Genomic DNA, 23,522 nt, shown 5'->3' with positions numbered 1-23,522 from the left:
AACCCCCTTGACTTTTTTTGTTCCATCTATATAATCTAATTGACATATCAATTATTGACGTATCAAAGAAGGAGGAACCCATGGAACGGTCCTTTCACATGCTGTTATACCGGGCCTTTCACGCCCAGCGCAGCTATCTGGGGCGGCACCTGGCCGAAATCGGCCTGGGAGCCGGACAGCCCAAACTGCTGACGTATCTGGTCCGCAACGGCCCCTGTACCCAGAAAACCCTGGCAGAGTATTTTGAAATCGACCCCTCGGCCGTGTGCCGGATGCTGGACGCTTTGGAGCGCAACGGGCTGATCGTCCGCAGCGCCGCCAAGCACGACCGCCGCTCAGGGCTGATCGAGCTGACCGACGCCGGACGGGCGGCCCAGAGCGCCTGGGAGGTCCGCTGCCAGGAGCTGGAAGCCCAGATGCTCCGGGGCTTCACCGAAGCGGAACAGGAGCAGTTCAGCCGGTTTCTGAACCGCGCCTACCGGAATCTCCGGGGCGCTGAGGGAGAGGAGGAGACGCCTTGAAGGACCTGCGCCGCCTAGCCCACTATTTCCGTCCCCAGAGACGGTATCTGATTCTGGCCGCTCTGCTGGTGCTGGTGGAGACAGCCTTTGAACTGTTTATCCCCGTGCTGATGGCCACGCTCATCGACGAGGGCGTAGCCAATGAGGACATTCCCCTGATGCTTCACCAGGGCGTGCTCATGGGTCTTTTCGCCCTGATCTCCCTGGTCACCGGCTTTTTGCAGGCCCGGTACGCGGCCCGGGCCTCCTACGGCTTCGGCGCCGACCTGCGCCGGGCCCAGTATGAGGCGGTCCAGAAGCTGGCCTTTTCCAATCTGGACCACTTTGAGACATCGTCTCTCGTCACCCGCATGACCACCGACGTGACGGTGCTGCAAAACGCCTTTAATACGGGCTTTCGCGCCGTGTTCCGCAGCCCCGTCATGCTGCTGATGGGCCTGGCCCTGTCCTTTTACATGAGCCCGCCCCTGGCGGTGATCTTCTTCCTGTGCGTGCCGGTGCTGGCCGTCATCCTCTGGGCCATCGTCCGGAAGGTGGCCCCCTCCTACCGGGTGCTGCAAAAGGCCGTGGACCGGATGAACAACGTGGTCCAGGAGCATTTGACGGCCATGCGGGCCATCAAGGCCTTTGTCCGGGAGGACTACGCCAAGGACCGCTTTGAGACGGTCAACAGCGGGCTGATGGAAGCCAGCCGCTACACCTTCAAAACCGCTGTCCTCAACACACCGGCCTTTCAGCTGACCATGTACGGGGCCACGGTGCTGCTGCTGTGGTTCGGCGGCCGAATGATTCTTGCCGGTACCCTGGAAGTGGGCCAGCTGACGGGCTTTCTCAGCTACGTCATGCAGGTGATGAACTCCCTGATGCTGGTGTCCAACGTCTTTTTGCTGCTGACCCGGTCCCTGGCCAGCTGCCACCGGATTCTGGAGGTTTTGGACGAGGTCCCGGCCATCGACAATCCCGCCAACGCCGTCACCGAGGTGGCCGACGGCTCCATCGACTTTGACGACGTCTCCTTCCGCTACTCTGCCGACGCCAAGACCGACGCCCTGAGCCATGTGGACCTCCACATCCGTTCAGGCCAGACCGTGGGCATTCTGGGCGGCACCGGCTCGGCCAAGACGACGCTGGTGCAGCTGATTCCCCGGCTCTACGACGTCACCGGCGGCACGCTGCGGGTAGGCGGCCGGGACGTGCGGGACTACGATCTCCACGCCCTGCGGGAGGCCGTGGGTATCGTATTGCAGAAAAACGTTCTGTTTTCCGGCACCGTCCGGGAAAATCTCCAGTGGGGCAATGCCGATGCCACCGACGAGGAATTGTGGGACGCCTGTCGCACGGCCTGTGCCGATGAATTTCTAAAGCGGATGCCCAAGGGGCTGGACAGCGATTTGGGCCAGGGCGGTGTCAACGTGTCCGGCGGCCAGAAACAGCGGCTGTGCATCGCCCGCGCCTTGCTGAAATCGCCGAAAATCCTGATTTTTGACGATTCCACCTCCGCCGTGGACATGGCTACCGAGGCCAAAATCCGCACGGCCCTGGCCCAGCGCCGGGATGTGACGAAGCTCATCATTGCCCAGCGCATCACGTCGGTGCAGAACGCCGACGTCATTGTGATTCTGGACGACGGCAAGGTTCACGCCGTCGGCAACCACGACACCCTCCTGGCCACGGACCCCATCTACCAGGAGATCTACCATTCCCAGGTGAAAGGAGGCGACGGCCATGGCCAGACCCACCAATAAGCGGCCGGAAAACCTGGGCCGTACCGTCCGTTCCCTGGCCCGCTACATGGGCCGCCATACGGTCCTCATGGTCATTGTGGGCGTCCTGGCCGCCGTCAGCGCCCTGGCCAATCTGCTGGGTACCTATATGATCCGGCCCATCGTCAACAGTCTGGCCGGCGGCGACGGCGGGGCGCTGGTCCGGGGCGTCCTTATCGCCGCCGCCATCTACGGCGCCGGTGTTCTGGCGGCATTGGGCTACACCCAGACCATGGTTCGGGCCGCCCAGAAAATCCTCTATGACATCCGCCGGGACCTGTTTTCCCATTTGCAGACGCTGCCCCTGTCCTTCTTCGACAGCCGCCGCCACGGCGACACCATGAGCTATTTCACCAACGATGTGGACACGGTTTCCGACGCGCTGAACAACAGCTTCGCCATGGTCATCCAGACCTTTATCCAGGTGGTGGGCCTGCTGGTGCTGCTGTATATTCTCAACTGGCGTCTTTCCCTGATCGTCACCGTCAGCTACGGCGCCATGTTCGCCTATATCCAGTATTCCAGCCGTCGCAGCCGCCGGTACTTTGCCCGGCAGCAGGAACACCTGGGCCGTCTGGACGGATACATTGAGGAGATGGTCAGCGGCCAGAAGGTGGTCAAGGTCTTTAACCACGAAGCCGCAAACCTGCGGGACTTCAGCGAATACAACGAAGCCCTTCGCCAGGCCGGTACCGGCGCCCAGAGTTACGCAGGCACGCAGGTTCCGGCGGTGGTCAGCATCTCCTATATCAACTACGCCATTGTGGCGGTGCTGGGCGGACTGATGGCCCTGTGGGGCATGACCGACGTGGGCAGTCTGGCCACCTATCTGGTCTTCGTCCGACAGGCGGCGCTGCCCATCAACCAGCTGACCCAGCAGAGCGGCATGGTGCTGTCGGCCCTGGCTGGCGCGGAGCGGATTTTCACCGTCTTGCAGGAACAGCCGGAGGTGGACGAGGGCAACATTCACCTGACCTGTGTCCGGGAGACGCCGGAGGGCCTGACGGCCTGCACGGAAAAGACGGGCCGATGGGCCTGGCAGAAGCCCGACGGCTCTCTGGTACCCCTGCGGGGCGACGTGCGTTTTGACCATGTGGACTTCGGGTATACGCCGGACCGGCTGATTCTCCAGGGCGTCAGTCTCTACGCCAAGCCGGGCCAGAAAATCGCCTTTGTCGGCTCCACCGGCGCGGGCAAGACCACCATCACCAACCTCATCAACCGATTCTACGACGTCAACGGCGGCGTCATCACCTATGACGGTCTGGACGTGCGGGACATTGCCAAAGCGGACCTGCGCCGCAGTCTCGGCATCGTCCTCCAGGACACCCACCTGTTTTCCGGCACCATTGCCGACAACATCCGGTTCGGCAAGCTGGACGCCACCGAGGAAGAGGTCATCGAAGCCGCCAAAATCGCCAACGCCCACTCCTTTATCACCCGTCTGCCCCAGGGCTATGATACGGTCATCACCGGCGATGGAGCCAATCTGAGCCAGGGCCAGCGGCAGCTTCTGGCCATTGCCCGGGCGGCGGTGGCGGACCCGCCGGTGCTGATTCTCGACGAAGCCACGTCCAACATCGATACCCGAACGGAGCGGCTCATTGAAAAGGGCATGGACCGGCTGATGGAGGGCCGGACGGTGTTTGTCATCGCCCACCGGCTCAGTACGGTCCGCAACGCCAACGCCATTATGGTGCTGGACCATGGCCGGATTATCGAGCGGGGCGACCATGATGAGCTGTTGGAACAGGGCGGCGCATATTACCATCTGTATAACGGTATGACCGAACTGAGTTGATGTACGGCTCCAAAATAACAGTTTTACATGATTTTTTTATAGGGCAACTTACCGCCGGTTGGAACACCGGCGGTAAGCTGCCCTGATCGCAGGGTCCAGGGGCCAGCGTCCCCGGTAGCCGGCCACAGTGGGCGAAACACCCGCCCGCCGTAAGGCCGCTGTCCCATAGTCCTGCAAAAACGGTGTGCGCCGCAAACTCGCTTGCGGCGCACACCGTTTGTTTTTTATTGCGTTATTCTCCGTAGGGCAGCGTAAAGACGCCGTCGAGACAGGGATTCAAATTGGTGACCCGGCCACGGCCGGAATAGATGGCATACGTCTTGCAGAGGATGGGACAGAGCATTCCCCGCGACATGATCTCGGAGTGGAGCTCATAGACGTTGCCGATGTTCTCCACCGCCCGGTCACAGAGGGTCGCCAGCGTTCCGTCGGCCATACCGCCATAGCTGAGACTGCCGGACGCGTTGAAAAAGCCGCTGAGATCAAAATCCGGCCGCAGCCGCACCTCGCCGTAGTAGAGGTCGTAGCTGCCGGTCCGCAGGGCGTAAACATACTCGTCATAGTCCAGAGATTTGACGGTCAGATCAAAGCCCCGGCTGTTGAGGGCATCCACCACCATCTGGGCCGCCGCCGTCCGCTGCTCCGACGTATTGCATACCAGCAGCGTTCCTTTCAGAGACTGGGTGCCGCTGCCGGTATAGATCTCCAGGATGCCGTCCTCGTCATAGTCGCGGATCTCCGACGACTCGAGAATTTTCTCGAACGCCTCCTCGTCATAGCCATACTTTGCCGCCAGCTTCTGATCGTACCCATCCCATCGGGACGAGGCCGGAAGCGTCGCCGTCGTGGCAAAACCCAGGGCCGTATTGGAGATGATGGTATCCCGGTCCAGGGCATGGGTCACCGCCGTGCGCACCGGCGTATAGGCAAAAACGGGACTGCTGAGGTTAAATCCCACATACTGCAGCACGGTGGTGTTGTTGTTCCACAGCTCATAGTCCGTGTGATACGTCAGCTGGGCGCCGGCGTTGGGATCGGCGCAGACCAGGGTGACATCGCCCCGTTCAAAGGAGTCCCGAATGTCGGCGGCGGAGCTTACAGACACCAGGCCGATGGTCTCCTCGGAGACCGGCGGTTTCGTCTCCCGCCACCAGTCGGTTTGCAGCAGCTGGGTCCCGTCGCAGCGGTAGGGGCCGGTCCCCACGGGAATGGTATCCCCTGTGGTGGCCGCCTGGACCACATACACATTGAGCAGCGACGGCAGCGAACCGCAGGCCGAGCCGGTGGTGATGGTCAGCTGCAAATCGCCGGTGGCCTGCACCGACAGAATATCCTGGAGGCGGCTGCCATAGTACTCGCTGTTCTGGGCCGCCCGGATGGACGCCGCCGCGTCGGCCGCCGTCAGGGCCGTACCGTTGGAAAAGGTCACGCCCTGGCGCAGCGTCAACGTATGGGTCCGGCCGTCGCCGGAGCTGGTCAGACTTTCACAGAGGTACGGCGTGGCCGTAAAGTCGGCGTTGACGGTAAATAGCGGCTCATAGAGCAGGGACAACACCGTGCGGTTGCTCAGCACCATGCAGCTGTAGGGGTTCAGCGTTTCGTCCGGCTCCCAGGCCAGACCGAAGGGTTTTTCCTCCTTGGTCTCCGGCTCTTCTGCCACGGTCTCCTGCAGCGGTTCCTCCGCTTCCTCCGCCACCGGAAGGGCACAGCCCATCAGCAGACAGAAGCTCAGCAGCAGCGCCCCCAGTCGCAGCTTGCGGCTCATGGCATCTTCCTCCCGGCACACACAATCACGCCCGCCTGGACGCCCCGGCGGTCGCCCACTTTCCGATGGGACCAGAACCGCTCCGTGTCGCAGGCCGTGCAGTAGGGCAGCGCCCAGGGCTCCACAATACCGGCCCGTTTCAGCCAAATGGTATTCAGGTCCACCAAATCCACATGGTAGGTGCCGTCGCCGTGGTCGTCAATGGCCGGCTGGGCCTCGTCGCCCAGTGATTTGACCATGGCTTCCGGCACGTCGGCCCGGGTCTCAAAGCAGCAGCGCTGGATACAGGGGCCGATGCAGGCCCGAATGTCCTCCCGGCGGCTGCCGAACGCGGCCACCATGGTGTCCACGGCCTTGGCCACAATGCCCAGGGCCGTGCCGCGCCATCCGGCGTGGACGGCGCCCACGGCGCCGGTGACCGGGTCCTCCAGCAGGGTCACAGTGCAGTCGGCGCCGAAAGCCATGACCGCCGTGCCGGGGACGTTGGTCACCAGACCGTCGCACTCCGGCGCGGGGCTGTGAAAGACGCCCTGTCCCCAGTCGGCCTCCGTCACCACCCGGACCGTGTCCGTATGGATTTGGTGGGTGCAGACCAGTTTTTCTACGTCATAGCCCACAGCCTTCGCCAGGCGGCGGTGGTTTTCCAGGACATTCTCCCGGTCGTCGCCCCGGCTGAAGCCCAGATTGAGACTGGAAAGATAGCCGGTGCTGACGCCGCCGGACCGGTCGGTAAAACGATGGGGGGACACGAAGCCCCCCACCGTAATCGGTTCATAGATCATCCGTCCAGGTCCTTGTCCAGGCAGCAGTTCTTGTACTTCTTGCCGCTGCCGCAGGGGCAGGGATCATTCCGGCCCACCCTGGCCTTTTTGGACATGGGCTGCTGCTTGACCACATTTTCGTCGGCGCCGCCCTCGTAGGTGACCGTGGCCACCTTTTCGCGGCGGATCTCCTGCTGGGGCTGGATGCGCACCAGGAACAGACGGCGGATGGTCTCCTCCTTGATGGCGTTGATCATGCCCTCGAACATCTCGTAGCCCTCGCGCTTGTACTCCACCACGGGGTCCTGCTGGCCGTAGGCCCGCAGGGTGATGCCCTGGCGCAAATCGGTCATGGCGTCGATGTGATCCATCCAGTATTCGTCCACCACGCGGAGCATGATGACCCGCTCCAGCTCGCGCATGACCTTGGAGGTATACGCGGCTTCCTTTTCCTCATAGGTCTTGGTACACAGGGCCAGAATTTCAGCCGCCATGGTGTCGGCGTCGAGGGCCGTGGGATTCTCCGGGGCATAGGCGCCCTTGGGGAAGTAGATGTTGTCAAAGTGGTGCATCAGGGACTCGAACTGCTCGGCGCTCTCCAGATGGGCGCTGCCGCCGAAGGCGTCGTTGACCTGGGTGTTGACCACATACTCCAGCATACCCTGGATGGTCTTCTGCAAATCGGTACCGGCCAGCACCTGCTCGCGCTGCTCGTAGATGACCTTTCTCTGAGTGTTCATGACGTCGTCGTATTGCAGCACGTTCTTACGGACCTGGAAGTTGCGGCTTTCCACGGTCTTCTGGGCGTTCTCAATGGCGCCGGAGAGAATCTTGGCATCGATGGGCATATCGTCCTCAATGCCCAGCTTGTCCATCATGCCCTTGAGACGGTCCATCCGGTCGCCGCCGAAGAGACGCATGATATCGTCCTCCAGGGACAGGTAGAACCGGGTTTCGCCGGGGTCGCCCTGACGGCCGGCACGGCCGCGCAGCTGGTTATCGATACGGCGGGATTCGTGGCGCTCGGTGCCGATGATGAACAGGCCACCGGCGGCACGGACCTTTTCGGATTCGGCGGCAATCTGCTCCTTGTGGCGGGCCACGGCCTCGTTATAGGCGGCGCGGGCGGCCAGGATTTCGGGGTCTTCGGTCTCGGAGAACGCGTTGGCCTCGGCCAGCAGCTCCTCGCTCATGCCGCCCTTGCGCAGTTCGCTCTTGGCGAGATACTCGGCGTTGCCGCCCAGCATGATATCGGTACCACGGCCGGCCATGTTGGTGGCGATGGTGACGGCCCCCAGCTTACCGGCCTGGGCCACGATTTCAGCTTCCTTCTCGTGGTGCTTGGCGTTCAGCACCGTATGGGGGATGCCCTCCCGCTTGAGCAGATGGGACAGCAGCTCGGACTTCTCGATGGACACGGTGCCCACCAAGACCGGCTGGCCCTTCTCGTGGCAGGTCTTGACCTGATTGATGACGGCCCGGAACTTGGCGGCCTCGGTCTTGTAGACGGCGTCGGGGTTGTCGATACGGGCCACCGGCAGGTTGGTGGGAATCTCCACAATATCCAGGTTGTAGATGGTGCCGAACTCCTCGGCCTCGGTGGTGGCCGTACCGGTCATGCCGGACAGCTTGGCGTAGAGACGGAAGAAGTTCTGGAACGTGATGGTGGCCAACGTCTTGCTTTCGCCGGCGACCTTGACGCCCTCCTTGGCCTCGATGGCCTGATGGAGGCCCTCATTATAGCGGCGGCCATACATCAGACGGCCCGTGAACTCGTCCACAATGATAACTTCGTTGTCCTTGACCACATAGTCAATGTCCCGCTTCATCAGACCACGGGCTTTCATGGCCTGGTTGACGTGGTGGGAGATGGTGGTGTTCTCGATGTCGGACAGGTTCTCAATCTGGAAGAATTCCTCGACCTTCTTGATGCCCTTGGCCGTCAGGGACACGGTGCGCTCCTTCTCGTCCACGATGTAGTCGCAGTCCAGATCGTCCATGGCTTCCTTGCTGTCGGTCTTGGCAAAGACCTGCTTCTTCATGCGGCTGACCAGGAAGTCGGTCATCTCGTAGAGCTTGGAGGAGTCGTCGCCCTTGCCGGAAATGATCAGGGGGGTACGAGCTTCATCGATGAGGATGGAGTCCACCTCGTCGACGATGACGAAATTGTGCTCCCGCTGGACCTGCTCCTGCTTGTAGATGGCCATGTTGTCGCGGAGGTAGTCAAAGCCCAGCTCGTTGTTGGTGCAGTAGGTGATGTCGGCGTTGTAGGCCTCGCGGCGCTGGTCGCTGTTGAGACCGTGGACGATGAGGCCCACCTTCAGGCCCAGGAACCGGTGGACCTTGCCCATCCATTCGGAGTCACGGCGGGCCAGATAGTCGTTGACGGTGACCACATGGACGCCCTTGCCCGTCAGGGCGTTGAGGTAGGAGGGCAGAATGGCCACCAGGGTTTTACCTTCACCGGTGCGCATCTCGGCGATACGGCCCTGATGCAGGACGATGCCGCCGATGACCTGGACCCGGTAGGGACGCATACCCAAAACGCGGTCGGCTGCCTCCCGGACCGTGGCGAAGGCCTCGGGCAGCAGGTCGTCCAGGGTCTCCCCCTGGTCCAGCCGCTCCCGGAACTCCACGGTCTTGTGCTTCAGCTGTTCATCGGTCAGCTGCCGGTATTCCGCCTCCAGGTCCATGACCGCCTTGACGGTCTTCTCGAGCCGCTTGAGCTCCCGCTCGGAGTGGGAACCGAAAATCTTGTCCAAAAAACCCATTGCTGTTTCACCTTTCGTTATCAGATGCCGAAACGGCATGAAATCGCATTATAAATAGGATAAATAAATTTTCATCAAAGCATTATAACACAATGATAGCTATAATAAAAGAATAAATTGTAAATACTCTGTACTTCTTTCTTGTCTTTTGACACAGTGAATGGTAAAATAGCTCCGATTGCGGCAGTAGAATTGCCGCCATTTCCCATTGAAGCATTGAAGAAGGAGCACGCCATGGAAACTCGATTGATTGCCGTCGATCTGGACGGCACGCTGCTGCGCAGCGATCGTACCCTGTCTCCGGCCACCATTGACGCCGTGGCCGCCGCTGCCGCGCGGGGTCTGGAGGTGGTTTTTGCCTCGGGCCGCGCCCTGTGTGAGTTTACCCGGATGTTGGAGCAGCTGCCGCAAATCCGGTATGCGGTCGCCTCCACCGGCACCCAGGTCATCCGCTGTCCCTCCGGCGAGGAGCTGTACAGCGAGTGTCTGCCCCTGGAGCTGGTCCGGGAGGGCTGGCGTCGGCTGCGCCATCTGGAGGTGATGTACGAGGTTTACTGGCAGGGCAAGATCTGGGCTCCGGCGGAACGGGTGGCCGAGATCGAGCGCTATGAAGCTGCCAGCGGCAACTGCACCATCCACGAGTCCCGCACGCCGGTGGAGGGCTATGACCGCTGGATTGACGAATTGACCGGCACCGTGCCGAAAGTCCATATGTACTTCCCCTCTCCAGCGGTCCGGGACGAAGCCTGGAAGCTGCTGGCCGGCATAAACGCCTACTTCTGCACCTCCGATCCTGTGGACCTGGAAATGATGCCCGCCAACGTGGACAAGGGCACGGGTCTGGCCTGGCTGGCAAAGCACCTGGGCCTGCAGCGGGAGCAGGTTCTGGCCATCGGCGACAGCGGCAACGATCTGGGTATGCTGCGCTATGCCGGTACGGCGGTGGTCATGGCCAACGGCAGCGACGAGGCCAAGGCGCTGGCCGACCGTCTGACGGACACCAACGACAACGACGGAGTTGCCAAGGTCCTCAACAGCCTGCCCGGCGTGGAGGGTCAGTGAGATGGAACTGACGCTCTCCATGGTGCTCATTGCCTGCGGCGGCGTCTTTCTGGCCTCATTTTTGGACGCCATTGCCGGTGGCGGCGGCATTATCTCTGTGCCCACCTATCTACTGGCGGGACTGCCCATGCACGCGGCCTTGGGCACCAACAAGATTTCGGCTTCCATCGGTTCCCTGGCCTCGGTGGGGCGGTATATCCGCAGCGGCTACATCGATTGGAAGCTGGCCATTCCCTCCATTGCCATGGCGCTGCTGGGCAGCGTGGGCGGTACCCGCTTGCAGCTGCTGATGCCGGAAACGTATCTTCAGTATCTGCTGCTGGTGGTGCTGCCCATTGTCGCCATTGTGGTTCTGCGGCAGCGGAGTTTCCGGGAGGTCCCCGGCGATATCAGCCGTCGGCGGCAGCTGGGGATTGTGCTGGGCGCGTCCCTGGTCATCGGCGCATATGACGGTTTTTACGGCCCCGGTACCGGCACGTTCCTGCTGCTGATCTTCACGGGCCTGGGTCAGATGGACGTGCGGACGGCGTCGGGCAATGTAAAGGTGGTCAACCTGTCCTCGGGCATCGGTTCCCTGATCACCGCCGTGTTGTACGGCGAGGTTTATTGGGCTGTTGGTCTGATTGCTTCGGTGGCCTCCTTTGCCGGGCACTATGTGGGCGCGGGATTGACCATCCGCAACGGCGCGAAAATCGTGCGGCCCGTGGTCATCGTAGCCCTGGTGCTGCTGGCCGTCAAGGTTTTGACCGATATGCTCTGAGCACTACCCACAACCAGCGTACCCAAAGATAAAAGTTTTACTCGATTTTTTTCAAAAAATCGCAGGGGTCCAGGGGGCAGCGCCCCCAGTCGCCCGCCGCAGCGGGCGAAATCCCCTATCGTCCCAAAGCGCCATCCGCAGATGGCGCAGCCCCCACGGCGTCAGCCGTAAGGCCGCCGTCCCCACCCCAACGCGGGTGGCGGACGGCGGCCTTCTTGCGTACCCCCTGCCAATCAAAAACGGACACGCTGCCCAATCCCGGCAGCGTGTCCGCTTGTTTTTCTATGAAATGCGGTTTACTCGATGGTGATACCGGCCTTTTCCAGGATAGTCGGTACGTTCTTTTCCGCGCCGATGGCCATGATATGGACACCGTCGCAAATCTTCTCATCGTGAATCTTGGCGATAAACTCGGCGGCCATTTCGATGCCCAGCTGCATGGGCAGGCCCTTGACGCCCTTTTCCTTGCCCTCGGCGGCGGCGGCTTCCAGACGGTCGATCATATCCTGGGGTACGGCGATGCCGGGGACGTTGGCATTCATATACTTTGCCATACCGGCGGCCTTCAGGGGGATGATACCGGCCATGATGTGGCACTTGATGTTGGCCTTGTCCACCAGGTCCAGGAAGCGCTTGAGGCTTTCCATATCAAAAATGCCCTGGGTCTGGATGTACTTGGCACCGGCGTCCACCTTCTGGCGCAGCTTGTTGATTTGCAGCTGAATGGGCTCATAGACGGGGGTCACGGCAGCGCCCTTGTAGAACCGGGGCGCGCCGCCGTCCAGCTCGTTGCCGCCGCAGTCCCGGTCGGTGACTTCCATGGTGGACAGCATATTGAGGATGCCCACGGAGTCCAGATCGTAGACAGGCTTGGACTGCTTGCAGTCGCCTACCACCGGATGGTCGCCGGTGAGGGCCAGCATGGTATCGATGCCGAAGGCGGCGGCGGACAGTATATCGGCCATAATGGCCATCCGGCTGCGGTCGCGGCCGGTGACCTGCAAAATCGGCTCCACACCGGCCTGCTTCAGCTTGATGCACAGGCCCAGAGAGGACGCCTTGAGGCTGGCGGACTGCATATCGGTGACATTGACGCCGTGGACCTTGCCGTTCAAAAGCTGGGCGTCCTCCAGCTGCTTTGTGAAATCATATCCCTTGGGCGGCGCCATTTCGGCGGTGACGCCGAACTTGCCGCTCTCCAGTGCTTTTTCCAGAAGACTCATGTTCCCTTACCCCCTGATGTTGATGGTTCTCGGATAGGCCACATCCTCGTAGCCCTTGTCGGCGCGGGTCTTGGACAGGTTGTCCAGACGGCCCTGCTGCTCCAGACGCTTATAGATGGCGATCCAGGCGCAGTCGTTCTCGGGATTGACCTCGCACTTGCCGTTCTTGGAACCGCCGCAGGGGCCGTTGACCAGGGATTTGGCACAGCGGGTGATGGGGCAGATGCCGCCGGTCTGGCCCAGGACGCAGTTGCCGCACAGATGACATGCCTCCTCGAACAGGCCGAACTTGACGGCCTCGCCCAGGAACATGGTGTTGTTGGCCGGATAGGTGGGGGCCTTGACGTTGTTGGCGACAACCTGAGTGCCGTCGCCGCAGGCCATACAGACCACCGCCTCGGCGCCGGCGGCGTCAAAGCCCTTGACCTTGCCCTTGGTGGTCAGGTTCATGCAGCAGTAGTCGGACATGGCTGTGGCCACCACCGTGCGTCCCTGGCTCTCCAGGTACTTCTTCAGCTCGGCCACTTCCTTTTCGCCGCCGGTGGCGCAGGCCGTGGCGCAGCTGCCGCAGCCGATGATGGCGATCTTTTTGGCATCACCGAGCATGGCCATCAATTCTTCGATGGGCTTTTTTTTCGTGACGATCATGTTGTTCTTCTCCTTTACTGTTCCGTACTGTACAGACTGAACAGGTTATGTCTTACAGAATTATAGCATAACCCCACAAAAATTCAAGCAAAACCGCGAAAAGTTTTCCCGTTTTTTGGTGTGGTTTTGTGTGGTTTTTGAAAATCACACCCAATAGCAAGGTTTTTGACGATGGCCCATTGATGGCCGCCGCTGCCTGTGGTACACTGGTGGTGCCACATATCGAGCAAAGGAGAATTGTATTATGGCCATGCGCTTTGATCACTTTAACTTCAACGTTCTGGACCTGGAGCGGAGTCTCCGGTTCTACGCCGACGCCTTTGACTTTCATCCCGTCCGGGAAAAGAACGCCGACGATGGTTCCTTCAAGCTGGTGTACCTGGGCGACGGGGAAACGGGCTTTCAGCTGGAACTGACCTGGCTGCGGGACCGGACGGAGCCCTACAACCTGGGTGAGATGGAGTACCATCTGGCCCTGCGGGTGGACGATTACGACGCCGTCCACGCCCGCCACGAGAAACTGGGCATCATCTGCTATGAGAACCCCGCCATGGGCATCTATTTCGTCCAGGACCCCGACGGCTACTGGATTGAGATCGTCCCGGCCAAGTGATGCCCATGAAGCTGTACTATCTCTATCACAGCGGCGTGGCCGTGGAAACGGAACGCCATCTGTTGATCTTCGACTACTACCAGGACACGCTGCCCGGCGGCGTCCCGGCCCTGCTAAAGCAGGTGGGCAAGCCCGTGACGGTCTTCGCCTCCCACAGCCACTATGACCACTTCAACCGGGCCATTCTCACCTGGAAAGACGCGTACCCGGACATCACCTATGTCCTGTCCGACGACATTCCGCCGGTAGACGGCTGCCATCGGATTGGTCCCCGGGCCACGCTGGAGCTGCCGGGCCTCACCGTCTCCACCCTCTGCTCCACAGATCAGGGGGTGGCCTTTGTGGTGACCTGCGACGGCCACACCATCTACCACAGCGGCGATCTCCACTGGTGGCACTGGTCCGGGGAACCGGAAATGAATAACCGTGCCATGGAAACGGCGTACAAGCTGGAACTGGAACATCTGGCGGGCGTCCATCTGGATGTGGCCTTTTTGCCCGTGGACCCGCGGCAGGAGGCCGACGGTCTCCGGGGCATCGCGTATTTCGCCGCCCACAATGACTGTCCCTGTCTGGTGCCCATCCACTACAGCTGGGACCCGTCCATTCTGGAGACGCTGCGGCAGACCCCCGGCCCCTGGCAGGGACGGCTGTGCATTCTGGACGACAGCCCCCGGGAGGTATGAGCGTGGAGTTTCTGTACGTGGACAACCATCTGTGCGTGGCCGTCAAGCCCGCCGGGGTCCTGTCCACCGACGAGCCCGGCGGCATGCCGGAGCTGGTCCGGACGGCCCTGCACACCGATTGCATCCGCACGGTCCACCGGCTGGACCGGGTGGTCAGCGGCGTCATGGTCCTGGCCCGGTCGGCGGACGCGGCTTCGGCCCTGTCGGCTCAGATTTGGGACCGGCGGTTTGATAAAACGTATCTGGCCGTGATTCACGGCGTGCCGCCGGAGCCTGCTGGGACCTTGACGGACCTGCTGCTGCGGGACAAGCGGGAGCGGAAAACGTATCTCGTCCACCATCTGGAAAAGGGCGTGCAGGAAGCCATTCTGGACTATGAAACCAAAGGGACCGCCGACGGTCTCAGTCTGGTGGAAATCCGCCTGCGGACCGGCCGGACCCATCAGATTCGGGCCCAGTTCTCCGGCCGTGGAATGCCCCTGGCCGGGGACCGGAAATACTGGTCGGAACCGGACGAATTTCCCATGTGTCTCTGGTCCCACAGCGTGTCCTTTTTCCACCCGGTCACCGGCGCGCCCATGACCGTGTCGGCGCCGCCGCCGTCCATGGACCCCTGGACCCGATTCTTGTAAATTTTTACCGCCCGGCGGCGGGCCGGGCGGTAGCGCGGAAACGGTCATTTTTTGGGTCAATATTTACTACGAAAAACGGTTTGCGCTCCATTTGCTTTTGTGCAGTTCGTGAAGATTTTGTTAGTTTTTTGGGTACCCATTGACCGCTTCCAGAGAACGTGGTATAACTAGTAACTGTAGTAAAGACGTGAACGACACGACAGGCACACCGAAAGTTCAGGCGCCGTAGAGGAAAGGAGTATGAGGCCCGTGATTGGTGTTATATTAGGTATGGCCTTTGGCTTGGCACAGCTGGTTCTGCTGATCTATGCCGTAAGGTCCCTGAGCACCCAACGGCTGAAGATCTGGCCCTTTGCGGTGCAATTTTTTTGTCCATTTTTTGGTTTGGGTCTGTGCGCCTTACTGCAATCCTCCCAGCTGCTGCCCTGCGCAGTAACCATCTCCACCGTTCTGATTATCGGCGCCGTGGTCTACTTCGTACGGTATCGGTTGAGAGAGACCAATCGAAAGAAGGATTGAGAACGTTGCAGGAAACCATTGTAACCTACGGCTTTCTGGCCCTGGGTATCGTGCTGGCCCTGGTCGGATGGTTCTGGCGCCGCGCCGTGCTGGCTGACTGGTTCCGAAGGAAAACGCAGCTGGAACAAGACGCTGTCGCCCTGGGCCGCGTCAAGCGGAAAAAGCTGTGGGCCACGGTAATGACCATCGTCGGCGGATGGCTGCTGGTAGAGCGGATTCTACAGCTGGTCTTCGGTTCTGTACCGTCGGAGGAATTTGAGGTCAGTATCTGGGCCACCCGGTACGATGTGGGCGGCTACTCCCTCAGTGAGACCGTCATCACCACCTGGGTCATTATGGCCGTGGTGCTGGTGCTGGCGCTGCTGGTGCGGATTCTCGTCATCCCCCGTATGACCGACCAGCCCAAGGGCATCCAGAATGTCCTGGAGATCTGTGTGGAGGCCGTCTGCAAATTCACCAAAACCAGTGTGGGAGATCTGGGCGACCATCTGCCCTCCTACCTCTTCGCCCTGGCCATTTATATGGTGTGCTCCGCCATGGTGGAGCTGCTGGGCGTCCGCGCCCCCACCGCCGATATCACGCTGACCTTTGCCATGGCCATCATCACCTTTGTGATGATCAACTACTTCGGTCTGAAGAAGAAGGGCCTGGTGGGCCGCATCAAGTCCATGGCCAAGCCCACGCCGGTGGTGTTCCCCATCAAGATCGTCTCCGATCTGGCGGTGCCTGTGTCTCTGGCCTGCCGTCTGTTCGGCAACATGCTGGGCGGCATGATCGTCATGGAACTGCTGTATATGGCCCTGGGCAACGCCGCCATCGGCTTCCCCAGCGTACTGGGCCTCTACTTCAACGTGTTCCACCCCCTGATTCAGACGTACATCTTCCTGACGCTGACGCTGACCTTCATCGGCGAAGCCGTCGAATGACCCCTATCCATCATACCTATTAAAAAATATATCTTTTGGAGGAATTTTATCATGGAAACCGGATTGATTGCTATCGCTGTTGCACTGGCTCTGCTGCCCTGCGCCCTGGCAGGCCTCGGCATGGGCATCGCCACCGGCAAGGCCGCAGACGCCACTGCCCGTCAGCCCGAGGCCTCCGGCAAGATCAGCTCCACGCTGCTGCTGGGCCTGGCCCTGACCGAGTCCTGCGCCATCTACGGCTTCGTCACCGCCCTGATCATCAAGTTCACCATGTGATCCAGCGGCATTGTCCGTCATTCTACAGCAAAGGAGAGGTAACATTGGACATTCATCCCATTGATATTGCCATCCATCTGGTCAATATTCTGATTATCTACGGCCTGCTCCGCGTTTTGATCTGGAAGCCGGTAACGGCTTTTATGGCCGCCCGTACCGAGCGGGTCCAGAAGGAAATGGCCGAGGCCCAGCGGCTGCAAGCTGAGGCCGAGAAGGTCAAAGCCGATTACGATGCCCGTCTGGTGGACGTTCAGGCCACCTGTGAGCAGATGATTGCCGACGGCCGCAAGAAGGCCCAGGCCGTTGGCCAGCAGGCCATCGACGAGGCCAAAACCGAGGCCGACCACATTCTGTCCAAGGCCCGCAGCGAGGCCGCTCTGGAGAAGCAGCGCGCCATGGACGAGGTCAAGGGCGAACTGGCCGATCTGGCCGTGGATATGGCCGGCCGTGTCCTGCGCTTTGACGAGCAGGCCCGCCGCAACATCCTGGTTTCCGCCCCCAAGGAAGGCTCCCGCAAGGGCGTCCTCAAGCTGGCCGCTCCCTGCGACGCCGAGCAGCTGTCCGCCATCATCGACCGGCTGGAGCGTCTGCTGGGCTGCCATCTGGAGCTGACCACCGAGATCGACTCTTCCCTCATCGGCGGCTTTGCGGCCCTGGTGGACGGCAAAGTATACGACTTCAGCTATGTGACCCAGCTTTCGGCCATGCAGCAGAAGCTGGCGTAACGGGAGGGAACCATGCTCAATTTCGATACCAGCACGTTAGGAACCTTCCTCAAGGAAAAGCTCCGGGACTATCAGCCGGAGATGATCAGCTACGACTACGGCACCGTGGAGTCCTGCGCCGACGGCATTGTTCGCGTGGCAGGTCTTGGCCGGGCCGAGTACGGCGAGCTGCTGCAATTTGAAAACGACGTCTATGGCATTGCCTTGGACCTGGGGCTCAACAGCGTGGGCGCCGCCCTGCTGACCCGCAACGAATCCGTCCGCCCCGGCTCCCCTGTGCAGGGCACCGGCCGCGTGGCCGATATCGGCGTGGGCAAGGAGCTGCTGGGCCGCATTGTGGACCCCATCGGCCGTCCTCTGGACGGCCAGCCCCTCCACACCCGGGAGTCCCGGGCCGTGGAATCTCCGGCCCCGGCCATCATGGACCGCGCCCCCGTGGACACCCCCATGGAGACCGGCATTCTGGCCGTGGACAGCATGATCCCCATCGGCCGCGGCCAGCGTGAGCTGATCATTGGCGACCGCCAGACCGGTAAGACCTCCATCGCCCTGTCGGCCATGGTCAACCAGAAGGATACCGGCGTCATCTGCGTCTACTGCGCCATCGGCCAGAAGGCCGCCAGCGTGGCCAATCTGGTGACCACCCTGGCCGAGAGCGGCACGTTGGAGCACTGTGTCGTCGTGGCGTCCACCGCCGCCGACAGTGCCGCCATGCAGTATCTGGCCCCCTACGCCGCCTGCGCCGTGGCGGAGCACTTCATGCACCAGGGCAAGGACGTTCTGGTGGTCTACGACGATCTCTCCAAACACGCCGTGGCCTACCGTACCATGTCCCTGCTGCTGCGCCGCCCCTCCGGCCGTGAAGCCTACCCCGGCGACGTGTTCTACCTGCACTCCCGTCTGTTGGAGCGGGCGGCCCATCTGTGTCCGGAACTGGGCGGCGGCTCCATGACGGCCCTGCCCATCATCGAGACCATGGCCGGCGATATCTCCGCCTACATCCCCACCAACGTCATCTCCATTACCGACGGACAGATCTTCCTGGAGAGCGAACTGTTCCACTCCGGCGTCCGGCCCGCCGTCAACGTGGGCCTCAGCGTGTCCCGTGTGGGCCGCGCCGCCCAGCATCCGGCCATGAAAGCCGTGTCCGGCAGCCTCCGTCTGGAGGTGGCCCAGTACCGGGATATGGCCGTGTTTGCCCAGTTCGGCGCCGACGTGGACGCCGCCACCAAAAAGCTGCTGGACCGGGGTGTCCGCATGACGGAGCTGCTGAAGCAGCCCAAGGAGCGCATCCTCAAGCTGTCGGATCAGACGGCGCTGCTGCTGTGCCTCCGCTGCGACGGGCTGGAAAAGGTCCCCGTGGCTCAGATGCAGTCCTTTGTCACCAAGCTGCTGCCCTGGCTCCATGAGCGCCACGGCGATACCATGGAATCCATCGACCGCAGCAAGAAGCTGCCCGACGACGTCTCCCAGACCCTGCGGCACGCCATTGAGGACTTCGCCGCCCGTTGGGAGGCGTGATCCATGGCCAGTGTCAGTGAGATCCGGCACCATATCGGCGCCGTCGATCAGACGCGGAAGATCACCAGCGCCATGCAGATGGTCTCCTCGGCCAGAATGCAGAAGTTCGCGGTACATATTCCGTACAACACCATGTATTTCCGCCGGCTGCGTTCCACCATGAAGGATATTCTGGAGTCGTCCCAGTCCATCGAGCACCCCTATCTCCAGCACCACCGTGGCCACCGCCACACCTATATCGTCATCGCGGGCGATAAGGAAATGGCCGGCAGCTACAACCACAATATCCTCAATATGGCCTATGCGGAAATCAAAAACGATCCCCAGGCGCTGGTGGTCACCGTCGGTATGATTGCCACCCAGTTTTTCCGCAAGCGGGGCATTGAACCGGAATACGAGGTACCCGGCGCGGCCCAGGACCCGTCCCTGTACAACGCCACACAGCTGGCCCTGCCGGTCATGGAGTTTTTCGATCTGAACCAGACCGACGAGATCTATATTTTCTACACCATCTATTCCCGAGGCGGTAACCCGGTCATTCAGCCGAAGAAAGCCCGTCTGCTGCCCATTCGTCTGACAGATTTCCAGCATGTTGAAGCGCTGGATCATCTGGACGACGTCATCTACAATCCTTCGCCCCAGGAGGTCTTTGACCAGCTGGTTCCGCAGTTCGTTATTTCCCGCATTTTCGACACCCTGGTGCAGTCCTACGCCTCGGAGCACTACTCCCGTATGAACGCCATGCAGAGCGCCACCCGCAACGCCGACGAGCTGCTGAAAAAGCTCCACCTGGAGCTGAATATGGCCCGCCAGACCCAAATCACCCAGGAGATCACCGAAATCAGCGGCGCGTCCCTGGCGCTGGAGGGGGCCGACCAAACGAACAAGAAGGAGGCGAACCCCATGGAGCAGGAACTCCAGGAGGCAATCATTTCTCAAATTTCCGGTCCTGTTTTGACCGTGCTCTATCCCCTGGCCGACCAGTGGGAGCTCCACGACCTGCTGACCACCGAAAGCGGCGTCCATCTGGAGGTGGCCTCGCACACAGGCCCCGGCGAGTGCCGCTGCGTGGCGCTGGAATCCACCTACGGCCTCCACTGCGGCATGAAGGTCACCAACACCCACAAGTGCATTCAGGTACCGGTGGGTGAGCAGACCCTGGGCCGCGTGGTGGACGTGCTGGGCAATCCCATCGACAACGGCCCCGCCCTGGAGGGCGAGCGCTGGGGCATCTACCGCCCCTCGCCCACCTTTGAGGAGCAGAGCAGCAAGATTGAGTTCTTTGAAACCGGCATCAAGGTCATCGACCTGCTGACCCCCTACGCCAAGGGCGGTAAAATCGGCCTGTTCGGCGGCGCCGGCGTCGGCAAGACCGTCCTTATCATGGAGCTGATCTACAACATCGCCAAGCAGCACGGCGGCTATTCCGTCTTCACCGGCGTCGGTGAGAGAAGCCGTGAGGGCAACGACCTGATTCACGATATGCGTGATTCCGGCGCCATCTCCAAGACGGCCCTGGCCTTCGGCCAGATGAACGAGCCGCCTGGATCCCGTATGCGCGTGGCCATGACCGGTCTGACCATGGCCGAGTATTTCCGCGATCAGATGAACCAGGATGTGCTGCTGTTCATCGACAACATCTTCCGTTACGTCCAGGCCGGCAACGAGGTTTCGGCCATGCTGGGCCGTATGCCCTCCGCCGTGGGCTACCAGCCCACCCTGGCCGAGGAGCTGGGCCAGCTGGAGGAGCGCATTACCTCCACCAAGAACGGTTCCATCACGTCGGTGCAGGCCATCTACGTCCCCGCCGACGACCTGACGGACCCGGCCCCCGCCACGATTTTCTCCCACCTGGACGCCACCACCGTTCTGTCCCGTCACATCGCGGAAATGGGCATCTACCCCGCCGTCAGCCCCCTGGAGTCCAACTCCCGCATCCTGGACCCGGCCATCGTGGGTCAGGAGCATTACGAGGTGGCCCGCCGCGTGCAGGAGTGCTTGCAGCGGTATAACGAGCTGAAGGATATCATCGCCATTCTGGGCATGGATGAGCTGAGCGAGGAGGACCGGCGCATTGTCTACCGGGCCAGAAAGATCCAGCAGTTCCTGTCCCAGCCCATGAACGTGGCCGAGCAGTTCACCGGCAAGCCGGGCCGCTTTGTGCCGCTGAAGGACACCATCCGCAGCTTCAAGATGATCGTGGACGGCGAAGTGGACCATCTGCCCGAGTCGGCCTTCTCCATGGTGGGCGACATCGACGAGGCCATAGAAAAGGCGAAGGAGATGGAGCGCAATGGCGGATAACACCTTCTCTCTGGACATTCTTACACCGGAGCGCCAGTTCTACTCCGGCCCCGTGGAGGCGTTGACCTTCACCGCCGACGACGGCGAGTGGACCGTCCTCAAGGGCCACGCGCCCATGATTGTGGTCCTGCGTCCCGGCACCGTGCAGATCAAGGCCGACGGCCAGTGGAAAAAGGCCATCAACTCCGAGGGTTATATGGAAGTCAGCCACAAGGGTGTGGTGCTGTTCGCCCAGACCTGCGACTGGCCCGAGGAGATCGACCGCATGGAAGAGGAGCGCGCCAAGAAGCGCGCCCAGGAGGCGCTGCGTCAGAGCCACAGCCAAGCGGAATTCCGGGCCAATCAGATCATGCTGGCCCGTGCCATGGCCCGTCTGCGCAACAGCCGCAATCCGGTCAATCTGGACTGAGGCTTCATACCCACGGGAGTGCCGCGTTATGGCACTCCCTTTTACTCTTGTACCGGGCGGCCCCGCGCCGTATACTATCCCGGGAGGTATCGCAAACTATGACTTACATGTTTCAATTTCTAATTATTGCCGCCGTGTCCTTTGTGGGCGAGCTGCTGAGCCTGATCGTCCCCCTGCCCATTCCCGGCAGCGTCTACGGTCTGCTGCTGCTGCTGGTGCTGCTGATCACCGGTGTGGTCAAGCTCCATCACATCGAAAAGGCGGCGGACTTTCTCATCCAGATCATGCCTATGCTGTTCATCGCCCCCGCCGTCAGCGTACTGCCCATCTTCGGCAGCGTGGCCGACAGTCTGTGGGCCGTGGCCCTGGTCTGCGTCGTCAGCACCCTGGTGGTTATGATTATCACCGGTGTGGTGGCTCAGGCGCTGGTGACCCGAAAGGAGGGCCGGAAGCATGAATGAGATTCTCCGGGAATCGGCCTACTTCGGCATGGTGCTCAGCGTCATCTATTTCTGGTTCGGCACCTGGCTGCGCCGCCGGTTTCCCTCTCCCCTGGTCAATCCCCTGCTGATTGCCTCCATTCTGACCATCGCCACCATCGTTCTTTTGGACATCGACTACGACGCCTACACCAAGGGCGCGTCCCATCTGACGTGGCTGCTGACGCCGTCCACGGTCTGCCTGGCCGTGCCCCTGTACCGGCAGCTGAAGCTCCTGCGCCGTCACTGGCAGGCCATTGTCATCAGCGTGGGCGCCGGATGCGTGGCCTGTGCCGTCACCGTCGCTGTCCTGTCCCGGCTGCTGCATCTGACACCGGAGATCTACCACTCCCTGCAACCCAAATCCGTCACCACGGCCATTGCCCTGGGCGTGGGTACCCAGCTGGGCGGCCTGGAGGGCATCATCTCCCTGGGCGTCATGATCACAGGCCTGTTCGGCGTGGTCATTGTGGATGTGGTGCTGAAGCTGTTAAAAGTCACCCATCCCGTAGCCAAGGGCCTGGCCATCGGCAACAGCATCCACGCCATCGGCACGGCCCACGCCCTGGAGCTGGGCGAGATCGAAGGCGCCATGAGCGGCCTGACCATTGTGGTGGCCGGCATCATGACGGTCATTCTGGCCCCCCTGTTCGCCGGACTGGGTTAATGGAAACTTAATCCGCCAGGTACTTTTCTTTTAAGGACGGGACGGGTACAATAGAGGAAACCCATCCCACCGGAAAGGAGCCCGTACCCATGGACCATAACCGATTGAAGAAACTGATGAACGCAGCGTCCATGGCGCTGTTTGTCCTCTGTGTGGCCCTGGGGCTCTGGCTGTGGCGTCAGGGGGTATTCCAGTCCCAGGAGGCGTTGCAGGCATTTCTCAACCACTACGCCGGCAGCGCTGCCGCCATCTTTCTGGCCCTCCAGGCCGTCCAGGTGGTCATCCCCATTCTGCCCGGCGGCGTCAGCTGTCTGGCCGGTGTGCTGATCTTCGGTCCCTGGCTGGGCTTTGTCCTCAATTATGTGGGCATCGCCCTGGGCTCGTTCGTGGCCTTCGCCATGGCCCGCAACTGGGGCAAGCCCCTGCTCAACAAACTCTTTTCCAAAAAGCTCCACGAAAAATACGAGCGCTGGACCCATGAGAGCCGCCGGTTCGACCGGCTCTTTGCCCTGGCCATTTTCCTGCCGGGCCTGCCCGACGACTTCCTCTGTTTCCTGGCCGGTACCACCGGCATGAGCTGGAAAAAATTCGCCCTGATCACCGTCACCTGCCGCCCCCTGATGATCTTCGCCTATTCCCTGGGCGCGCTGGGATTCCGGGCCGTATTCCCTCTGTGAAACCAGGGCCGCT

Annotated in this window: 23 protein-coding genes and 1 pseudogene; 19 read left to right on the top strand and 5 right to left on the bottom strand. The window is 61.3% G+C overall.

Features of this window, described 5'->3' with window-relative positions; genetic code table 11:
* Positions 1-80: 80 nt before the first annotated feature.
* The 3 genes from ACTQ33_RS11775 to ACTQ33_RS11765 are packed head-to-tail and all read left to right on the top strand — an operon-like array spanning position 81 to position 4,085.
* Entirely contained in the window at positions 81-521 is a 441-nt protein-coding gene (locus ACTQ33_RS11775) for a MarR family winged helix-turn-helix transcriptional regulator (protein ID WP_441464790.1), read from the top strand.
* Positions 518-2,266, top strand: coding sequence for an ABC transporter ATP-binding protein (locus ACTQ33_RS11770; protein ID WP_441464789.1), 1,749 nt, complete (start codon positions 518-520; stop codon positions 2,264-2,266). Before ACTQ33_RS11775 ends, ACTQ33_RS11770 begins: the two co-directional genes overlap by 4 nt.
* On the top strand, positions 2,247-4,085 hold the full coding sequence (locus tag ACTQ33_RS11765; protein ID WP_441464788.1) for an ABC transporter ATP-binding protein: 1,839 nt from the start codon (positions 2,247-2,249) through the stop codon (positions 4,083-4,085). The genes ACTQ33_RS11770 and ACTQ33_RS11765 overlap by 20 nt, the downstream gene beginning before the upstream one ends.
* A gap of 232 nt (positions 4,086-4,317) precedes the next feature.
* Here the strand turns inward: ACTQ33_RS11765 and ACTQ33_RS11760 are convergent, their stop codons facing one another.
* Genes ACTQ33_RS11760 through secA form a run of 3 tightly spaced genes read right to left on the bottom strand, consistent with a single transcriptional unit; the run spans position 4,318 to position 9,382 of the window.
* Complete coding sequence (locus tag ACTQ33_RS11760) at positions 4,318-5,850, bottom strand: ABC transporter substrate-binding protein (RefSeq protein ID WP_441464787.1); 1,533 nt, start codon at positions 5,848-5,850, stop codon at positions 4,318-4,320.
* Positions 5,847-6,632, bottom strand: coding sequence for a peptidoglycan editing factor PgeF (gene pgeF, locus ACTQ33_RS11755; protein ID WP_441464786.1), 786 nt, complete (start codon positions 6,630-6,632; stop codon positions 5,847-5,849). Before pgeF ends, ACTQ33_RS11760 begins: the two co-directional genes overlap by 4 nt.
* A complete protein-coding gene (gene secA / locus ACTQ33_RS11750) occupies positions 6,629-9,382 on the bottom strand; it encodes a preprotein translocase subunit SecA (protein ID WP_441464785.1) in 2,754 nt (917 codons plus the stop codon). Before secA ends, pgeF begins: the two co-directional genes overlap by 4 nt.
* Before the next feature lie 234 nt (positions 9,383-9,616).
* Between secA and ACTQ33_RS11745 the strand changes: the two genes are divergently transcribed.
* Together ACTQ33_RS11745 and ACTQ33_RS11740 are read left to right on the top strand one after the other, a co-directional pair.
* Positions 9,617-10,444, top strand: a complete 828-nt coding sequence (locus ACTQ33_RS11745; RefSeq protein WP_441464784.1) for a Cof-type HAD-IIB family hydrolase — start codon at positions 9,617-9,619, stop codon at positions 10,442-10,444.
* Position 10,445: 1 nt separating this feature from the next.
* Positions 10,446-11,204 (top strand): sulfite exporter TauE/SafE family protein, encoded by a 759-nt coding sequence (locus ACTQ33_RS11740; protein ID WP_441464783.1) that lies wholly within the window; start codon positions 10,446-10,448, stop codon positions 11,202-11,204.
* Between the two features lie 296 nt (positions 11,205-11,500).
* On the opposite strand, the gene ACTQ33_RS11735 is transcribed toward ACTQ33_RS11740, so the two are convergent.
* A complete protein-coding gene (locus ACTQ33_RS11735) occupies positions 11,501-12,427 on the bottom strand; it encodes a methylenetetrahydrofolate reductase (protein WP_441464782.1) in 927 nt (308 codons plus the stop codon).
* Between the two features lie 6 nt (positions 12,428-12,433).
* The gene (locus ACTQ33_RS11730) at positions 12,434-13,075 is read right to left on the bottom strand and encodes a methylenetetrahydrofolate reductase C-terminal domain-containing protein (RefSeq protein WP_441464781.1); all 642 of its coding nucleotides are present in this window, start codon (positions 13,073-13,075) and stop codon (positions 12,434-12,436) included.
* 244 nt (positions 13,076-13,319) lie between these two features.
* Between ACTQ33_RS11730 and ACTQ33_RS11725 the strand changes: the two genes are divergently transcribed.
* From ACTQ33_RS11725 to ACTQ33_RS11660, 14 genes and pseudogenes are all read left to right on the top strand, one after another.
* On the top strand, positions 13,320-13,688 hold the full coding sequence (locus tag ACTQ33_RS11725) for a VOC family protein (RefSeq protein WP_441464780.1): 369 nt from the start codon (positions 13,320-13,322) through the stop codon (positions 13,686-13,688).
* Between the two features lie 5 nt (positions 13,689-13,693).
* Positions 13,694-14,374 carry an MBL fold metallo-hydrolase gene (locus tag ACTQ33_RS11720; protein ID WP_441464779.1) on the top strand — a complete coding sequence of 227 codons (681 nt, stop codon included), beginning with the start codon at positions 13,694-13,696 and terminating at the stop codon, positions 14,372-14,374.
* 2 nt (positions 14,375-14,376) lie between these two features.
* The gene (locus tag ACTQ33_RS11715) at positions 14,377-15,006 is read left to right on the top strand and encodes an RluA family pseudouridine synthase (RefSeq protein WP_441464778.1); all 630 of its coding nucleotides are present in this window, start codon (positions 14,377-14,379) and stop codon (positions 15,004-15,006) included.
* 249 nt (positions 15,007-15,255) lie between these two features.
* Positions 15,256-15,525: a hypothetical protein gene (locus ACTQ33_RS11710; protein WP_441464777.1), complete on the top strand. Its 270-nt coding sequence runs from the start codon at positions 15,256-15,258 to the stop codon at positions 15,523-15,525.
* 5 nt (positions 15,526-15,530) lie between these two features.
* On the top strand, positions 15,531-16,451 hold the full coding sequence (locus ACTQ33_RS11705) for a F0F1 ATP synthase subunit A (protein WP_441464776.1): 921 nt from the start codon (positions 15,531-15,533) through the stop codon (positions 16,449-16,451).
* Between the two features lie 51 nt (positions 16,452-16,502).
* Positions 16,503-16,727: an ATP synthase F0 subunit C gene (gene atpE, locus ACTQ33_RS11700; RefSeq protein WP_441464775.1), complete on the top strand. Its 225-nt coding sequence runs from the start codon at positions 16,503-16,505 to the stop codon at positions 16,725-16,727.
* A gap of 44 nt (positions 16,728-16,771) precedes the next feature.
* Positions 16,772-17,452: a F0F1 ATP synthase subunit B gene (gene atpF / locus ACTQ33_RS11695; protein WP_441464774.1), complete on the top strand. Its 681-nt coding sequence runs from the start codon at positions 16,772-16,774 to the stop codon at positions 17,450-17,452.
* Positions 17,453-17,464: 12 nt separating this feature from the next.
* Positions 17,465-18,973: a F0F1 ATP synthase subunit alpha gene (atpA, locus tag ACTQ33_RS11690; RefSeq protein ID WP_441464773.1), complete on the top strand. Its 1,509-nt coding sequence runs from the start codon at positions 17,465-17,467 to the stop codon at positions 18,971-18,973.
* Positions 18,974-18,976: 3 nt separating this feature from the next.
* A pseudogene (gene atpG, locus ACTQ33_RS11685) lies at positions 18,977-19,825 on the top strand (ATP synthase F1 subunit gamma); the annotation flags it as partial.
* A gap of 51 nt (positions 19,826-19,876) precedes the next feature.
* Positions 19,877-21,277, top strand: coding sequence for a F0F1 ATP synthase subunit beta (gene atpD, locus ACTQ33_RS11680; RefSeq protein WP_441464857.1), 1,401 nt, complete (start codon positions 19,877-19,879; stop codon positions 21,275-21,277).
* Entirely contained in the window at positions 21,267-21,686 is a 420-nt protein-coding gene (atpC, locus tag ACTQ33_RS11675) for an ATP synthase F1 subunit epsilon (RefSeq protein WP_441464772.1), read from the top strand. Before atpD ends, atpC begins: the two co-directional genes overlap by 11 nt.
* Positions 21,687-21,784: 98 nt before the next feature.
* Positions 21,785-22,147, top strand: a complete 363-nt coding sequence (locus tag ACTQ33_RS11670; protein ID WP_441464771.1) for a CidA/LrgA family protein — start codon at positions 21,785-21,787, stop codon at positions 22,145-22,147.
* Positions 22,140-22,832, top strand: coding sequence for an LrgB family protein (locus ACTQ33_RS11665; protein WP_441464770.1), 693 nt, complete (start codon positions 22,140-22,142; stop codon positions 22,830-22,832). The genes ACTQ33_RS11670 and ACTQ33_RS11665 overlap by 8 nt, the downstream gene beginning before the upstream one ends.
* Positions 22,833-22,921: 89 nt before the next feature.
* A complete protein-coding gene (locus tag ACTQ33_RS11660; protein ID WP_441464769.1) occupies positions 22,922-23,509 on the top strand; it encodes a TVP38/TMEM64 family protein in 588 nt (195 codons plus the stop codon).
* Positions 23,510-23,522 lie beyond the last annotated feature (13 nt).

Origin of the sequence: Candidatus Avoscillospira sp. LCP25S3_F1, from assembly GCF_052117125.1 — a bacterium.
Classification (GTDB): Bacteria; Bacillota; Clostridia; order Oscillospirales; family Oscillospiraceae; genus Avoscillospira_A.
The sequence above is the reverse complement of the archived record's forward strand: the minus strand, read 5'-3'. Positions and strand labels throughout refer to the sequence as shown.